Annotated in this window: 11 protein-coding genes and 2 tRNA genes; 5 read left to right on the plus strand and 8 right to left on the minus strand. The window is 59.5% G+C overall.

From position 1 onward, the window contains the following. The first annotated feature begins 13 nt into the window (after positions 1–13). From DNK06_RS19855 to DNK06_RS19875, 5 genes are read left to right on the plus strand one after another with little or no spacing between them, the layout of a single operon-like run. Positions 14–1,846, plus strand: a complete 1,833-nt coding sequence (locus DNK06_RS19855; RefSeq protein WP_131181727.1) for an extracellular solute-binding protein — start codon at positions 14–16, stop codon at positions 1,844–1,846. Beyond that, on the plus strand, positions 1,843–3,693 hold the full coding sequence (locus DNK06_RS19860; protein WP_131181728.1) for an extracellular solute-binding protein: 1,851 nt from the start codon (positions 1,843–1,845) through the stop codon (positions 3,691–3,693). Before DNK06_RS19855 ends, DNK06_RS19860 begins: the two co-directional genes overlap by 4 nt. Further along, the gene (locus DNK06_RS19865; RefSeq protein ID WP_131181729.1) at positions 3,694–4,782 is read left to right on the plus strand and encodes a microcin C ABC transporter permease YejB; all 1,089 of its coding nucleotides are present in this window, start codon (positions 3,694–3,696) and stop codon (positions 4,780–4,782) included. Position 4,783: 1 nt separating this feature from the next. Beyond that, on the plus strand, positions 4,784–5,803 hold the full coding sequence (locus tag DNK06_RS19870) for an ABC transporter permease (RefSeq protein ID WP_131181730.1): 1,020 nt from the start codon (positions 4,784–4,786) through the stop codon (positions 5,801–5,803). A gap of 1 nt (position 5,804) precedes the next feature. Further along, complete coding sequence (locus DNK06_RS19875; RefSeq protein ID WP_131181731.1) at positions 5,805–7,418, plus strand: ABC transporter ATP-binding protein; 1,614 nt, start codon at positions 5,805–5,807, stop codon at positions 7,416–7,418. Positions 7,419–7,550: 132 nt separating this feature from the next. On the opposite strand, the gene DNK06_RS19880 is transcribed toward DNK06_RS19875, so the two are convergent. The 8 genes from DNK06_RS19880 to DNK06_RS19915 all read right to left on the minus strand — a co-directional run bounded on the left by DNK06_RS19880 (position 7,551) and on the right by DNK06_RS19915 (position 16,374). Beyond that, the gene (locus DNK06_RS19880) at positions 7,551–9,410 is read right to left on the minus strand and encodes a SurA N-terminal domain-containing protein (RefSeq protein ID WP_131181732.1); all 1,860 of its coding nucleotides are present in this window, start codon (positions 9,408–9,410) and stop codon (positions 7,551–7,553) included. 218 nt (positions 9,411–9,628) lie between these two features. Then, positions 9,629–9,901, minus strand: a complete 273-nt coding sequence (gene hupB, locus DNK06_RS19885) for a nucleoid-associated protein HU-beta (protein ID WP_003239952.1) — start codon at positions 9,899–9,901, stop codon at positions 9,629–9,631. A gap of 136 nt (positions 9,902–10,037) precedes the next feature. Beyond that, the gene (lon, locus tag DNK06_RS19890; protein WP_131181733.1) at positions 10,038–12,434 is read right to left on the minus strand and encodes an endopeptidase La; all 2,397 of its coding nucleotides are present in this window, start codon (positions 12,432–12,434) and stop codon (positions 10,038–10,040) included. Positions 12,435–12,583: 149 nt separating this feature from the next. Continuing rightward, positions 12,584–13,864: an ATP-dependent Clp protease ATP-binding subunit ClpX gene (gene clpX, locus DNK06_RS19895; RefSeq protein ID WP_131181734.1), complete on the minus strand. Its 1,281-nt coding sequence runs from the start codon at positions 13,862–13,864 to the stop codon at positions 12,584–12,586. Between the two features lie 109 nt (positions 13,865–13,973). Continuing rightward, positions 13,974–14,615 (minus strand): ATP-dependent Clp endopeptidase proteolytic subunit ClpP, encoded by a 642-nt coding sequence (gene clpP / locus DNK06_RS19900; RefSeq protein ID WP_070887516.1) that lies wholly within the window; start codon positions 14,613–14,615, stop codon positions 13,974–13,976. A 94-nt stretch (positions 14,616–14,709) separates the two neighbouring features. Then, complete coding sequence (tig, locus tag DNK06_RS19905) at positions 14,710–16,020, minus strand: trigger factor (protein WP_131181735.1); 1,311 nt, start codon at positions 16,018–16,020, stop codon at positions 14,710–14,712. Between the two features lie 127 nt (positions 16,021–16,147). Then, positions 16,148–16,232, minus strand: a tRNA-Leu gene (locus DNK06_RS19910). Positions 16,233–16,298: 66 nt separating this feature from the next. Then, positions 16,299–16,374 (minus strand) — tRNA-His (locus DNK06_RS19915). Between the last annotated feature and the right edge of the window lie 37 nt (positions 16,375–16,411).

The following is a 16,411-nucleotide window of genomic DNA, read 5'->3' on the forward strand; positions in this document are numbered from 1 at the left end:
TCGGATATTGCACTTGAGACGCCCTCTCCTCTCGCTGATTTTCGGCCTGGCCACCAGCTTCCCGGCCCTGGCAACGCTCAGCGAAAGCCATGGCTATGCGCAGTTCGGCACGCTCAAGTATCCCGCCAGCTTTACCCACTTCGACTGGGTCAACCCGGAGGCGCCCAAAGGCGGCACCCTGCGGATCATGGCCTCCGGCAGCTTCGACACACTCAACCCCTATACCTTCAAGGGCACCAGCCCGGTCGCCACGGCCAACTTTCTGCAGTACGGCGTCAACGAGCTGAACGAGCCGCTGATGGTCGGTACCGGACAATACGATCCTTCCGGCGACGAACCTGCCTCCAGCTACGGACTGATTGCCCGTTCCGTCGAATACAGCGAGGATCGCAGCTGGGTGGTGTTCAACCTGCGCCCAGAGGCACGCTTTCATGACGGCAAGCCGATCACCGCCTACGATGTGGCTTTCTCCTACCGGCTGCTGCTCAAGGAAGGTCACCCGCAGTACCGTACCAACCTGCAGGAAGTGCAGCGGGTCGATATCCTCAATCGCCACCGCGTGCGCTTCGTCCTCAAGCGCTCGAACAATCCGCTGCTGATCCTGCGTCTGGGCGAATTACCGGTACTTCCGCAGCATTACTGGAAGGATCGTGACTTCAAGGCCACCACCTTCGAGCCGCCACTGGGCAGTGGCCCCTATCGCATAACCCGGGTCAACCCGGGGCGCAGCCTGAGCTTCGAACGGGTCGATGACTGGTGGGGGGCATCGCTGCCGGTCAACCGTGGCAAGTACAACTTCGATCGGGTCGAAGTGGACTTCTACCGCGATAGCCACGTCGCCTTCGAAGCCTTCAAGGCCGGGGAATTCGACCTCTATATAGAACAGCAGGCGAAGAACTGGGCCAACAACTACCGCTTTCCTGCGGCCACCCGCGGTGACGTGGTTCGCGCGGAGATCCCTCATCAGATTCCCACCCAGACTCAGGCGCTGTTCATGAACATGCGCCGCGGCACCTTCGAGGATGTACGCGTTCGCGAAGCCCTGGGCCTGATGTTCGATTTCGAGTGGACCAACCGCACCCTCTTCAACAGCTCCTACACCCGCGCCGCCAGCTATTACCCCAACAGCGAATTCTCCGCCAAGGGCAAACCGGAGGGCGCGGAATGGCTGCTACTGTCGCCCTTTCGTGCCCAGCTACCGCCCCAGCTGTTCACCGAGCCATTCCAGATGCCGGTCACCGACGGCCGTGGCATCCCCCGGGAAACCTTGCGCCGCGCTCTCGGTCTACTGGCCGATGCAGGCTGGAAGCCCTCTGGCCAGCGCTTGCTGAACGACAAGGGACAGGCGCTGCGCTTCGAGATATTGCTGGTCAATCCCAATCTCGAGCGCATTCTTCAACCCTTCACCGAAAACCTCGCGAGCATCGGCATACAGGCCAACCTGAGAACGGTGGATCGCGCCCAGTACAAGCAACGTCTGGATCAGTTCGAATTCGACATGATATTGCTGACCCTGCCGCAAACCCTCAGCCCGGGCCTGGAGCAGTCGCTGTACTTCCATTCCAGCCAGGCCAGCGTCAAAGGCGGAAAGAACTACGCCGGCATCAACGACCCGGTGGTCGATGCCTTGCTCGAAAAGCTGCTCTCTGCCCGCAGCCGCGACGAACAGGTGGCCGCCACCCGCGCCCTGGATCGAGTGATGCTCTGGCAGTACTACACCATTCCCAACTGGTACATCGACTATCACCGCCTGGCGTACCGCAACCGCTTTGCATTCGTCACCACGCCGCCCTACACGCTGGGTCTGCGCACCTGGTGGCTGAAAACCACGGAGAACGCCCGATGACGCGTCCACTGCGCTCATTCCTGATGCACGGCAGCGCCCTGCTGCTGCTCGGCCTTGCCAGCCTGACCCAGGCCGCCCCGCAACACGCGTTGACGCTTTACGGCGAGCCGCCGAAGTACCCGGCCAACTTCAAACACTTCGACTACGTAAACCCCGATGCGCCCAAGGGTGGCATCCTGCGCCTGCCTGGCCTCAATGGCTTCGACAGCTTCAACCCGTTCATCCCCAAGGGCAACTCGGCGGATCGCCTGGGCCTGATCTACGACACCCTGACCTACCATTCGCCGGACGAGCCATTCACCGAGTACGGGTTGCTGGCCGAAAAAATCGAAAAGGCTGCGGACGACAGCTATGTGCGCTTTTTCCTCAATCCCAAGGCGCGCTTCAACGATGGTGAACCCGTCACCGCCGAGGACGTGATCTTCACCTTCAATACCCTGCTCGAGCATGGCGACCCCATGTACCGGCACTACTACGCGGATGTCGCAGAAGTCGTGGCCGAGAACGAGCGCACCGTGCGCTTCAACTTCAAGCATGCCGGCAACCGCGAGCTGCCGTTGATTCTCGGCCAACTGGCTGTGCTGCCCAAGCACTGGTGGGCCAGCCGCGACTTCTCCCGCGGCGGCCTGGAACCCCCCCTGGGTAGCGGCCCCTACCGCATCGCCGGTTTCTCGCCGAACAGCTCGATTCGCTTCGAGCGGGTCAAGGACTGGTGGGCCAAGGATCTGCCCGTGGCCCGTGGCCAATACAACTTCGACGAAATTCGCGTCGAGTACTTCCGCGACATGGCGGTCGCGCTGGAGGCGTTCAAGGCCGGGCAGTTCGACGTCAACCTCGAGTACTCGGCCAAGGACTGGGCCACCGGCTACAACTCACCGGCTCTGCGCGCCGGACGCTTCGTGCAGGAGGCTTTCCCCAACCGCAACCCGGCTGGCATGCAGGGCTTCGTCTTCAATACCCGCAAGCCACTGTTCCAGGATGCGCGCGTGCGTGAAGCCATCGCGCTGCTGTTCGATTTCGAATGGGCCAACAAGCAGCTGTTCTACGGCGCCTACAAACGCACCCACAGCTACTTCGAGAACTCGGAAATGGCCGCCACCGGCCTGCCCAGCGAAGCGGAGCTGAAACTGCTGGAGCCGCTACGCGGGCAGATCCCCGAGCAGGTATTCACCGAGCCCTTCAAGACGCCGGTCAGCGACGGCAGCGGCATCATCCGCGACCAGGCCCGTCGCGCGTATCAGCTACTCACAGAGGCCGGCTATCGCATCGAGAACGACAAGATGGTCGATGCCAATGGCAACCAGCTGGCGTTCGAGTTTCTCAATCACCAGGCCAACCTGGAGCGGGTGATTCTGCCGTTCAAGCGTAACCTGGCGGAACTGGGGATCGACCTGCAGATTCGCCGCGTCGACGTTTCCCAGTACATCAACCGCCTGCGTTCGCGGGATTTCGACATGACCTCGGCGATCTGGCCGCAATCCAGCTCACCGGGCAACGAGCAGCGCGAGTTCTGGCACTCCAGCAGCGCCGACAACCCGGGCAGCCGCAACCTTATCGGCCTGCGCGATCCGGCCATCGATCAACTGGTCGACGGCCTGATCCGCGCCGACTCGCGCGAGTCGCTGATCACTCACACCCGCGCCCTGGATCGCGTTCTGCTGTGGGGTAACTACGTGGTGCCGAACTATTACGTCGACGCCTACCGCGTGGCCTACTGGAAGCGCTTCGGGCACCCGGAAAAATCGCCACTGTACGATTACGGCCTGATGACCTGGTGGCAGGAAAAGCCGGTCGGCGAAGTGGTAACGCCTGAAGAGAAGCCCACCACCGAGCAGGAAGAACGCTGAATGCTGGCTTATATCCTGCGGCGCCTGCTGCTGATCATTCCGACCCTGTTCGGCATTCTGGTGATCAACTTCGTGATCATCCAGGCAGCCCCTGGCGGCCCGGTCGAGCAGATGATCGCCAAACTCGAAGGATTCGATGCTGCCTCTGGCGGCGCCACGGGGCGTATATCCGGCGGCGGTGGCGGTGAGGTAGCGGCGGCCGGTTCCAATTACCGTGGCGCTCAGGGTCTCGACCCCGAGCTGATCGCCGAGATCGAGAAGATGTACGGCTTCGACAAGTCGGCGCCGGAACGCTTCTGGATCATGCTCAAGAATTACGCCCAGCTGGATTTCGGTGAAAGCTTCTTTCGCGACGCCAAGGTCATCGATCTGGTCATGGAGAAGATGCCCGTGTCCATTTCCCTTGGATTATGGAGTACGTTGATCATGTACCTGGTGTCCATTCCGCTGGGCATCGCCAAGGCGACACGGCATGGCAGCGCATTCGATGTGTGGACCAGTTCGGCGATCATCATCGGTTACGCGATACCGGCTTTCCTGTTTGCCATCCTGCTGATCGTGCTGTTCGCTGGCGGCAGCTATTACGACTGGTTCCCGCTGCGCGGGCTGACCTCGAGCAACTTCGACGAGCTTAGCTTCGGCGGCAAGCTGTTCGACTATTTCTGGCACCTGGCACTGCCGGTGACGGCCCTGGTGATCGGCAACTTCGCCACCCTCACCCTGCTGACCAAGAACAGCTTCCTCGACGAGATCAACAAGCAGTACGTGACCACCGCCCGGGCCAAGGGCCTGAGCAACACCCGCGTGCTCTACGGTCACGTTTTCCGTAATGCCATGCTGCTGATCATCGCCGGCTTTCCGGCGGCCTTCATCGGCATCTTCTTCACCGGATCCTTGCTGATCGAGGTGATCTTTTCCCTTGACGGTCTCGGTCTGCTGAGCTTCGAGGCGGCGATCAACCGCGACTATCCGGTGGTCTTCGGCACCCTGTTCATCTTCACCTTGCTGGGGCTGGTCGTGAAACTGATTGGCGACATCACCTACACCCTGGTCGATCCGCGCATCGACTTCGAAAGCAGGGAGGGCTGACATGGCACTTTCCCCGCTCAATCAACGCCGTTTCGAACGCTTCAAGGCCCATAAACGCGGCTGGTGGTCGCTGTGGATCTTCCTCGCCCTGTTCTTCGTGACCCTGGGTGCCGAGCTGATCGCCAACGACAAACCCCTGGTGGTCAGCTACGACGGCGAACTGTACTTCCCGGTGCTCAAGCGCTACCCGGAAACCACCTTTGGTGGCGAATTCCCCCTGCAAGCCAACTACAAGAGCCCGTACATCCAGGATCTGATCGAGCAGAAGGATGGCTGGATGGTCTGGCCGCCGATCCCGTTCAGCTACTCCAGCATCAACTACGAGCTGAAAGTCCCCGCCCCCGCGCCGCCCTCGGCGGACAACTGGCTGGGTACCGATGATCAGGGCCGCGACGTGCTTTCCCGGGTGATCTACGGTTTCCGCATTTCCGTGCTGTTCGCCCTGACCCTGACCCTGGCCAGCTCGGTGATCGGCGTCGCGGCTGGCGCCGTGCAGGGTTTCTACGGCGGCTGGGTGGATCTGACCGGTCAGCGCGTCCTGGAGATCTGGTCCGGCCTGCCGGTGCTGTACCTGTTGATCATCCTGGCGAGCTTCGTGCAACCGAACTTCTGGTGGCTGCTGGGCCTGATGCTGCTGTTTTCCTGGATGAGCCTGGTGGATGTGGTGCGTGCCGAGTTCCTGCGCGGCCGCAACCTGGAGTACGTGCGCGCCGCACGCGCGCTGGGCATGCGTAACGGCTCGATCATGTTCCGGCATATCCTGCCCAACGCCATGGTCTCGACCATGACGTTCCTGCCCTTCATCCTCACGGGCGCCATTGGCACCCTCACCGCTCTGGACTTCCTCGGCTTCGGCCTGCCGGCCGGCTCACCGTCCCTCGGCGAACTGGTGGCGCAGGGCAAATCCAATCTGCAGGCACCCTGGTTAGGGGTGAGTGCCTTCGCCGTGCTGGCCATCATGCTCAGCCTCTTGGTATTCATCGGCGAGGCCGCCCGCGATGCCTTCGACCCGAGGAAATAAGATGTCCCATCCCGAAAACCTCGTCGAAGTGCGTGACCTGTCCGTCGCATTCGTCAATGGCGACAGCCATCGGCAGGTCGTCAACAACATCAGCTTCGACATTCGCCGCGGCGAAACCCTGGCACTGGTCGGCGAAAGTGGCTCCGGCAAGTCGGTCACCGCTCACTCGATCCTGCGCCTGCTGCCCTACCCGCAGGCTCAGCACCCTAACGGCAGCATCCACTACGCCGACCAGGATCTGCTCAAACTCAGCGAGAAGAAGCTGCGTGGTATCCGTGGCAATCGTATCGCCATGGTGTTCCAGGAGCCGATGACGTCGCTGAACCCGCTGCACAGCATCGAGAAGCAGATCAACGAGGTACTCGCCCTGCACAAGGGGCTGAGCGGCAAGGCAGCCACCCGGCGCACCCTGGAGCTGCTGGAGCTGGTTGGCATTCCAGAGCCGCAGAAGCGCCTCAAGGCCCTGCCCCACGAGCTTTCCGGGGGGCAACGTCAACGCGTGATGATTGCCATGGCCCTGGCCAACGAGCCGGAGCTGTTGATCGCCGATGAACCGACGACCGCTCTGGACGTCACCGTGCAGTTGAAAATTCTCGAACTGCTCAAGGATCTGCAGGCGCGTCTGGGCATGGCCATGCTGATCATCAGCCATGATCTCAACCTGGTACGGCGTATCGCCCAACGCGTTTGCGTGATGCAGAACGGTGAGCTGGTCGAACAAGCTGACTGCGAAGCGTTGTTCAACAACCCGCAACATCCCTATACCCGCGAGTTGCTGGCGGCGGAGCCGGATGGCAATCCGGTGGACACGGAAACTGCCGAGACCATGCTCGAAGTCGAGAATCTGCGCGTCTGGTTCCCAATCAGGAAAGGCCTGCTCCGCCGTACCGTGGATCATGTAAAGGCAGTGGACGGCATCAATTTCAGTCTGCAACGCGGCCAGACCCTGGGCATCGTCGGCGAGAGCGGCTCGGGTAAATCCACGCTGGGGCTGGCGATTTTGCGCCTGATCGGCAGCCAGGGCGGTATTCGCTTCGACAAGCATTCTCTGGATGGCTTGTCGCAGAATCAGGTGCGTCCGTTCAGGCGGCAGATGCAGGTGGTGTTCCAGGATCCCTTCGGCAGCCTCAGCCCGCGTATGACGGTAGGCATGATCGTCGGCGAAGGTCTGCGTATTCACGGCATCGGCAACGATGCCGAGCAGGAACAGGCCATTATCGAAGCGCTTCTGGAAGTAGGCCTGGATCCTGAAAGCCGCCACCGCTATCCCCACGAGTTCTCCGGTGGGCAGCGGCAACGTATCGCTATCGCTCGCGCCCTGGTGCTCAAGCCGGCATTGATCCTGCTGGATGAGCCAACCTCGGCACTGGATCGCACCGTGCAGCGCCAGGTAGTCGAGCTGCTGCGCTCATTGCAGACCAAATACAACCTGACCTATCTGTTCATCAGCCATGATCTGGCGGTGGTACGGGCGCTCAGCCATCAGCTGATGGTGGTCAAGCAAGGCCAGGTGGTCGAGCAAGGTGACGCTGAGTCGATCTTCCAGACTCCGCAGCACCCCTACACCCAGCAATTGCTGGAAGCTGCGTTCCTGTCGCCGGCTAGCAGCGCGTAGGCCTGCCATGGCGGCATGTAAAAGGCCCCGCCATCTTGCGACGCGGGGCCTTTTCTTTGCTCTGAGATAAGCGAGCCGAAGCACACAGGCCCCGAAATCGGGGCCTTTGTTTAGTGAAGCAGGCAGTTGCGCTTAGAAGCGCTCGATGTCTGCCTTGCTCTCCAGTTGCTTGCGGAAAGCCGCGAAGTCCTGCTGGCCGCTGCGTGAGGCGAGGAAACGACGGTACATCGTCTTCTCCTCTTCGCTCAGCGCTTCCTCAGGTTCGCTGACGCCTTTCAGGCGTACCACCACGAAGTCCCCATTGCCCAGCGTTACACCACTGAACTCTGAGGTTTCACCAGCAGGCTTGGGCATGCGGAACAGCGCCTGCAGCACAGCCGGGTCGACACCTTCCTGATTGCGCGTGGCGGCTTCCACCACTTGCCACTCCGAACCTTCCGCCTGCGCCTTGCCATCACGCAGCTCGGCGACCAATGCCTCACCAGCGGCCTTGGCAGCCTCGCTGGCACGGGTCTGGGTCAGCTGATCGCGGATGCTGTCGCTCACCTGCTCCAGCGTCAGCTGTTGCGGCTTGCGGTGCTCCTTGACGCGAATCACCACCAGGGTGCTCGGGTCGAGCTCGATGACGCCGCTGTTGCTACCGTCTTCCAGCACTTCCTGGCTGAAGGCAGCCTGCAGCACTTGGCGGTTACCGGCAAGACCTTCGCCACCCTGGCGACCAATGGGCTCACTGGTCTGCACCTTAAGACCCAATTCCTGGGCTGGTTGCAGCAGATCCGAGGACTCGAACGCGGCGTCTTCCAGTTGCTTGGTCGCTTCGACGAAACGAAGCTCGACACGCTGAGCCTTGAGATCGGCCTCGAGCTTTTCCTGCATGCTGGCGAGCGACGGTACTTCAGGAGCCTGCACACCCAACAGCTTGATCAGGTGCCAGCCGAATTCGCTGCGTACCGGCGCCGATACTTCGTCTTTGTTCAATGCGTAGAGAGCATCCTCGAAGGCTGGGTCGTATACACCCTTGCCAGCGTAGCCGAGATCACCGCCATCGCTGGCGGAACCTGGATCCTGGGAGAAATCCTTGGCTAGTGCAGCGAAGTCTTCGCCTTGCTGCAGGCGTTTCTGCACGTCTTCGATCTGGGCTTTGGCCTGTTCGTCGCTGACGTCGCCGCCGACTTCGATGAGGATATGCGCCGCCTGACGCTGCTCAGCCAGGTTGGCGATTTCCGACTCGTACGCGGCTTTCAGCTCGTCGTCGCTGACCGAAATATCCGCGAAGAATGCATCTTTCTTCAACTCGACGTATTCCAGAACCACCTGCTCCGGGCTCATGAACTGAGACTGCTGAGCATCGTAGTAGGCTTTGACGTCGTCATCGCTGACCTGCACCGCATCGGTATCCACCTTGATGGTACGAGTCGCGAAGTCACGGGTCTGTTTCTCCAGCCGGGCGAATGCCGCCACTTCTTCGTCTGTGACAAAACCGCTGCCGGACAGACCGGCACGCAGCTGACCGATCAGCATCTCCTGCTCGAGCATCTGACGGAATTGCATGCGGGTGTAGCCGAGCTGACGAATAACCTGGTCGAAACGATCCGCATTGAAGCGGCCATCCACCTGGAATTCAGGCGTCTGTACGATCACCTGGTCGAGTGCAGGCTGAGAAAAGGCGAATTTGGCATCCGCAGCGCCCTGCAGCAGCAGGGAGCGCTCGATCAAACCTTTCAGCGAAGCGTCACGCAGCAGATTCTCATCCAGCAGTGAAGGGTCGAATTCCTGGCCGAGCTGCTGCAACAGCTGACGACGCTGCATTTCCACAGCCTGATTGAGTTCGTTCTGGCTAATCGCCTCGCCATTCACCTTGGCGGCATTCTGACTGTTGCCACTACCGGTGAAGATGGCATCGACCCCGGTCAGCGCCAACAGGGCGACGATCAGGCCGATGATGGTTTTGGCAATCCAACCCTGTGAATTGTCCCTGATATTTTGCAGCATGCTTCCCCCAGAACGACCACGTACTAAAAATGGCCGCGCAGCGTGGGTAAAATCCGGATAGAAGAAAGGCGCATCCTGGGATGCGCCTTCTCGTAACGTGCGAAGCGGATCGGGATCATCAAATCTACAATCCCCGGTGTGACAGACCTGATGGTCTTATTGCCGCCCCACAACCGAGCCGGGGTTAGCCGACCCGGCGGGCAAAGGCCCGAAGACGCTTAGTTAACGGCGTCTTTCAGGGCTTTACCAGCTTTGAAACCAGGGATCTTGGCAGCAGCGATGCTAATCGGCTTGCCAGTCTGCGGGTTGCGACCAGTGCGAGCAGCGCGCTCTTTGACAGCGAAAGTACCGAAACCCACCAGTACGACGGAGTCACCAGCTTTCAGAGCGCCAGTAACGGATTCAATCACTGCGTCCAGCGCACGGCCAGCAACAGCTTTCGGGATATCAGCAGATGCAGCGATGGCATCGATCAGTTCCGACTTGTTCACTCTAAGTCCCCTTAATTTCGGTTGAGTTTGTTTCTTGATTTTAATGGAAGCGAATCGGGTGCTGGATGGCTCTGCCGACACGGTAAGAACCGCTTTATAGCAAGGGCTCTAAAATTGTGTCAAGGAAGCCACCCGGCTAATGCGTGCTGATTCGCTCCTTGGAATCAGACTCGCGTTTTTCATCCTTTGCAACCAACTCCGGAGCCGCGTCTGGCAAGGGCTCCGGGGCGTATTGCAGCGCAATTTGCAGGACCTCGTCAATCCATTTGACCGGTTTAATCTGCAGGTCTTGCTTGATGTTCTCCGGAATTTCCTTGAGGTCGCGAATATTTTCCTGGGGAATGATCACGGTTTTGATTCCACCGCGATGCGCCGCAAGCAGTTTTTCCTTCAAGCCACCGATCGCCAGAACCTGACCGCGAAGGGTGATTTCTCCGGTCATCGCGACATCGGCGCGCACTGGAATTTGCGTCAATGCCGACACCAGCGCGGTACACATACCGACGCCCGCACTCGGGCCATCCTTCGGTGTCGCCCCTTCCGGCATGTGGATGTGGATGTCGCGTTTTTCGTAGAAATCCGGCGCCACACCCAGGCTTTGCGCACGGCTGCGCACCACTGTTTGCGCGGCTGTGATCGATTCGAGCATCACATCGCCCAACGAACCGGTCTTGATCAGATTGCCCTTGCCAGGCACCACCGCGGCCTCGATTGTCAGCAGCTCGCCGCCGACCTGAGTCCACGCCAGACCGGTTACCTGACCGATCTGATCCTGCTGCTCAGCGAGGCCATAGCGATGCTTGCGTACGCCCAGGAAGTCTTCCAGCGAGTCGGCCGTGACCAGCACATGGAAGCGTTTTTCCTTGGCATGCTGCTTGACCGCACGCCGGCAAACCTTGGCGATCTGCCGTTCCAGACTCCGCACACCCGCTTCTCGGGTGTAGTAACGAATAATGTCACGGATCGCCTCGTCCTCGAACTCCAACTCGGTTTTTTTCAAGCCATTGGCCTGAATCTGCTTGGGCGCGAGGTATTTGACGGCGATATTGACCTTCTCGTCTTCGGTATAACCCGGCAGACGAATCACCTCCATACGATCCAGCAACGCAGCCGGGATGTTCATGGAGTTGGCGGTGCACAGGAACATCACGTCCGAGAGGTCGTAGTCGACTTCGAGGTAATGGTCGTTGAAGTTGTGATTCTGCTCCGGATCGAGCACCTCGAGCAGTGCAGAGGCAGGATCGCCACGCATGTCCTGGCCCATCTTGTCGATTTCGTCGAGCAGGAACAGCGGATTACGTACGCCAACCTTGGTCATTTTCTGGATCAGGCGCCCGGGCATCGAACCAATGTAGGTACGGCGATGGCCGCGAATTTCCGCTTCGTCGCGCACGCCGCCCAGGGCCATACGCACGAACTTGCGATTGGTGGCGCTGGCAATGGATTCGGCCAGAGACGTCTTGCCAACGCCAGGCGGGCCGACCAGGCAGAGAACCGGCCCCTTGAGCTTCTTCACGCGCTTCTGTACGGCGAGATACTCGAGGATGCGTTCCTTGACCTCTTCGAGGCCGTAATGATCGGCATCCAGAATGCTTTCGGCGCGAGTCAGATCCAGGCGCACCTTGCTTTGCGCCTTCCACGGCACGTTCACCAGCCAGTCGATGTAGGAACGCACCACCGTGGCTTCAGCGGACATCGGCGACATCTGCTTGAGCTTGTTCAACTCAGCCTGGGCCTTGCCGTAGGCTTCCTTGGTAAGCCCGGCATTCTCGATGCGGCGCTTGAGCTCATCGAGCTCGTTGTGCCCTTCCTCGCTGTCACCCAGCTCCTTCTGAATGGCCTTCATCTGCTCATTCAGGTAGTACTCGCGCTGGCTGCGCTCCATCTGTTTCTTCACGCGGCCGCGAATGCGTTTTTCAACCTGAAGCAGGTCGATTTCGGCATCCAGCAGGGCCAACACATGCTCGACACGGGTCGGCAGATCGACGATCTCGAGGATTTCCTGCTTCTGCTCGATCTTCAGCACCATGTGCGCCGCCATGGTGTCGACCAGGCGGCTTGGCTCATCGATGCTGTTGAGCGATGACAGCACCTCGGCAGGCACTTTCTTGCCTAGCTGAACGTATTGTTCGAACTGGCTAAGCAGACTGCGGGTGAACACCTCGGCTTCACGCTCTGGCGCGTCGATCTCGTCGAGCAACTGGACTTCGGCACGACTATAGCCGTCAGCCTCGATGAACTGCTCTATTTCGCCGCGCTGCTCGCCCTCGACCAGCACCTTGACGGTGCCATCGGGCAATTTGAGCAACTGCAGAACGGTCGCAACGGTACCGACTCGGTAGAGCCCTTCTTCACTCGGTTCATCGTCAGCGGGATTCTTCTGGGCCAGCAGCAGGATCTGCTTTTCCCCATTCATCGCCGCTTCGAGCGCTTCGATGGATTTCTCGCGGCCTACGAAAAGCGGGATGACCATGTGCGGATAGACCACGACATCGCGCAAAGGCAGGAGAGGCAATTCGATGGTTGTCTTCATGATTTTGGCTCTACGGCGGCCTTGCGGCCGTAAACGGTGGGAGTACCCTTGGCCCTAAGATGGGGGTAGCCCCAAGAAAAAACAAGCACTGCTGTCGGTAAAAGCAAAGGGGCCCGCAGGCCCCTTGCTTTCAACAGATGACAAACGCGTTACGCGTCAGGCGCTGCCTTGGCAGGCGGCTCGATGTTTTCGTAGATCAGCAGCGGTTTGGAACTGCCATCGATGACACTTTCATCGATGACCACCTTGCTGACGTCCGATTGCGACGGAATGTCATACATGGTGTCGAGCAGCACACCTTCGAGAATCGAGCGCAGGCCACGGGCACCGGTCTTGCGCTCCAGTGCCTTGAGAGCCACGGCCTTGAGCGCGTCAGGACGGAATTCGAGATCCACCCCTTCCATCTCGAACAGCTTGCCGTACTGCTTGGTCAGCGCGTTCTTCGGCTCGGTAAGAATCTGCACCAGCGCAGCCTCGTCCAGCTCCTCCAGCGTTGCGATGACCGGCAAGCGACCAACGAACTCGGGAATCAGACCGAACTTGACCAGGTCGTCCGGCTCTATCTCGCGCAGCGACTCGCCAATCTTCTTCTCGACATCCTTGGTGCGAACCTCGGCACTGAAGCCGATGCCGCCCTTGGTGGAGCGCCCCTGGATCACCTTCTCGATGCCGGCGAAAGCGCCACCGCAGATGAACAGGATGTTACGCGTGTCGACCTGCAGGAACTCCTGCTGGGGATGCTTGCGGCCACCCTGAGGCGGAACGGAGGCAACAGTGCCTTCGATCAGCTTCAGCAGTGCCTGCTGCACGCCCTCGCCCGATACGTCACGGGTGATGGACGGATTGTCGGACTTGCGGGAAATCTTGTCGATTTCATCGATGTAGACGATGCCCATCTGGGCCTTCTCGACATCGTAATCACACTTCTGCAGCAGCTTCTGAATGATGTTCTCGACGTCTTCACCCACGTAGCCGGCTTCGGTCAGGGTGGTCGCGTCGGCGATGGTGAAAGGAACGTTCAACAGACGCGCCAGGGTTTCAGCCAGCAGCGTCTTACCCGAGCCAGTCGGGCCGAGGAGCAGGATATTGCTCTTGCCGAGCTCGACATCGTCCTTTTTCTCGCGCTGGTTGAGGCGCTTGTAGTGGTTATAGACCGCGACCGCCAGAATCTTCTTGGCCCGTTCCTGACCGATCACGTACTGATCGAGGATCGCGCTGATTTCCTTGGGGGCCGGCAGTTTGTGCGCGCTGCTCTCGGCCTGGGCTTCTTGCACCTCCTCACGGATGATGTCATTGCACAGGTCGACGCACTCGTCGCAGATAAAAACCGAGGGGCCAGCAATCAATTTGCGCACTTCATGCTGGCTTTTGCCGCAGAAGGAGCAATAAAGCAGCTTGCCGTTGTCCTCGCCGTTGCGGGTGTCAGTCATTCGATCAATCCAATACCGTAGGCTTAAAACACAAGATGGAGCCAAACCGGGGCATTTTCAAGCCCGATGTGCAGCTGACCGATCATTGCCGGTCAGCGTGCCTCCCTCTTCAGCCGATTTGCTCGCGACGGCTGTGTACCTTGTCGATCAGGCCGTAGTTGACGGCTTCCTCGCCGCTCATGAAACGGTCGCGATCGGTGTCACGGGCGATCACTTCGATCGGCTGGCCGGTGTGATTGGCCAGCACCTGATTCAGGCGCTCACGAATGAAGAGGATTTCCTTGGCATGGATTTCGATGTCCGAGGCCTGGCCCTGGAAACCGCCCAGCGGCTGGTGAATCATCATGCGCGAGTGCGGCAGGCAGTAACGCTTGCCCGCAGCGCCACCCGCCAGCAACAGGGCGCCCATGCTGCAGGCCTGACCGATGCAGGTAGTCGACACGTCAGGTTTGATGAACTGCATGGTGTCGTAGATCGACATACCGGCAGTCACCGAACCGCCTGGCGAGTTGATGTACAGGTGGATGTCCTTGTCCGGGTTTTCGGCCTCAAGGAACAGCAGTTGCGCGGCCACCAGGTTGGCCATGTAGTCTTCGACCGGGCCGATCAGGAAGATCACCCGCTCTTTCAACAGACGCGAATAGATGTCGTAGGCGCGCTCGCCACGTGCGGACTGCTCGACGACCATGGGAACCAGACCGCCTGCGGCCTGGATATCGGACATTTGCTGCATGAAAGGATTGTGCGACATTTCCAGCACTCGCTCCCTAATAAAAGTCATGTCTCGAAGACGCATAAGCCAGCACTGAGGCTGGCTTATGGTGTTCTCGAACGAGGTGAAGGAATCAGGCGGCCTGCGGAGCTTCTGCCGGCTTGACTGCTTCTTCGTAAGAGACCGATTTGTCAGTCACATTGGCCTTCTGCAAAACAGTATCTACAACTTGCTCTTCCAGTACAACCGAACGAACTTCGTTCAGTTGCTGGTCGTTCTTGTAGTACCACGCCACGACCTGCTCTGGCTCCTGGTAGGCCGAAGCCATTTCCTGGATCAGCTCACGGACGCGGGCGTCATCTGGCTTGAGTTCGAACTGCTTGACCACTTCGGCAACGATCAGGCCGAGGGACACACGGCGCTTGGCTTGTTCTTCGAACAGCTCGGCCGGCAGTTGATCAGGCTTGATGTTGCCACCGAACTGTTGAACGGCCTGCACGCGCAGATTGTTCACTTCGTTGGCGATCAGCGCTTTCGGCACGTCGACCGGGTTGGCAGCCAGCAGGCCGTCCATTACCTGGTTCTTGATCTTGGATTTGATCGCCTGGCGCAGCTCACGCTCCATGTTCTTGCGAACTTCGGTGCGGAAGCCTTCCAGACCGCCTTCCTTGATGCCGAACAGAGTGAAGAACTCGTCATTCAGCTCTGGCAGCTGCGGAGCGGAGACGCTGTTCACGGTTACGGTGAACTCGGCAGTCTTGCCAGCCAGATCGAGATTCTGATAGTCCTCGGGGAAGGTCGGATTGATCACCCGCTCTTCACCAGCCTTGGCGCCGATCAGGGCGTCTTCGAAGCCCGGGATCATGCGGCCGGAGCCCAGCACCAGCTGGGTGCCGGTGGCGGAACCGCCAGCGAAGGCCTCGCCGTCGATCTTGCCAACGAAGTCGATGTTCAGTTGGTCGTCTTTCTCGGCAGCACGCTCGACAGCTTCGAAGCGGGTATTCTGCTTGCGCAGGATATCCAGCATGTTGTCGACATCGGAGTCAGCCACGTCAGCCTGCTGGCGCTCGATGGCAATGCCCTCAAGACCACCGACCTTGATTTCCGGGAAGACTTCGAAGGTAGCGATGAATTCCAGATCCTTGCCCTTCTCCAGCACTTTCGGCTCGACCGAAGGCTGACCAGCAGGAGTGAGCTTCTGCTCGGCAATGGCCTCATAGAAGGAGGACTGAATGACATCACCTACAGCTTCCTGGCGCGCATCAGCCTCGAAACGCTGACGAATCACGCTCATTGGCACTTTGCCAGGACGGAAACCAGGGATCTTGGCCTTCTGTGCAGTCTGCTGCAGACGCTTGTTGACCTGAGTCTCGATACGCTCGGCCGGCACAGTAATGCTCATGCGGCGCTCGAGAGCGGAAGTGCTTTCAACAGAAACTTGCATGGATATTCCTCGTTGCACAGACGTATGCCGGCCGTTTACCGACCCCATTTAAGGGCATGCATTCTAGAGGGAGGTGTTGCAGAAGTCACCCTAGATGCAGGTGGCAAACGGGAGGGGCGCTTAAAGATGGTGCGGACGGAGAGACTCGAACTCTCACGCCTTGCGGCGCTGGAACCTAAATCCAGTGTGTCTACCAATTCCACCACGTCCGCGTGGTAATACATTTTTTTTTACAAACAAAAACGCCAGGCTCTTAAGGGCCTGGCGCTTTCAGAATATGGGGTGGACGAAGGGGATCGAACCCTCGACACCAGGAGCCACAATCCTGTGCTCTACCAACTGAGCTACGCCCACCATATTGCTTTGCTGCTTTACTTGTGCCGATTCACCT

This window comes from Phytopseudomonas daroniae (assembly GCF_004327285.1).
Lineage (GTDB): Bacteria > Pseudomonadota > Gammaproteobacteria > Pseudomonadales > Pseudomonadaceae > Aquipseudomonas > Aquipseudomonas daroniae.

Excerpts from the sequence above, each read along its gene's own strand:
- DNK06_RS19865 (WP_131181729.1), top strand. The coding sequence starts at position 3,694 with ATGCTGGCTTATATCCTGCGGCGCCTGCTGCTGATCATTCCGACCCTG.
- lon (WP_131181733.1), bottom strand. The coding sequence starts at position 12,434 with ATGAAGACAACCATCGAATTGCCTCTCCTGCCTTTGCGCGATGTCGTG.
- DNK06_RS19870 (WP_131181730.1), top strand. The coding sequence starts at position 4,784 with ATGGCACTTTCCCCGCTCAATCAACGCCGTTTCGAACGCTTCAAGGCC.
- DNK06_RS19875 (WP_131181731.1), top strand. The coding sequence starts at position 5,805 with ATGTCCCATCCCGAAAACCTCGTCGAAGTGCGTGACCTGTCCGTCGCA.
- tig (WP_131181735.1), bottom strand. The coding sequence starts at position 16,020 with ATGCAAGTTTCTGTTGAAAGCACTTCCGCTCTCGAGCGCCGCATGAGC.
- clpX (WP_131181734.1), bottom strand. The coding sequence starts at position 13,864 with ATGACTGACACCCGCAACGGCGAGGACAACGGCAAGCTGCTTTATTGC.
- clpP (WP_070887516.1), bottom strand. The coding sequence starts at position 14,615 with ATGTCGCACAATCCTTTCATGCAGCAAATGTCCGATATCCAGGCCGCA.
- DNK06_RS19860 (WP_131181728.1), top strand. The coding sequence starts at position 1,843 with ATGACGCGTCCACTGCGCTCATTCCTGATGCACGGCAGCGCCCTGCTG.
- DNK06_RS19880 (WP_131181732.1), bottom strand. The coding sequence starts at position 9,410 with ATGCTGCAAAATATCAGGGACAATTCACAGGGTTGGATTGCCAAAACC.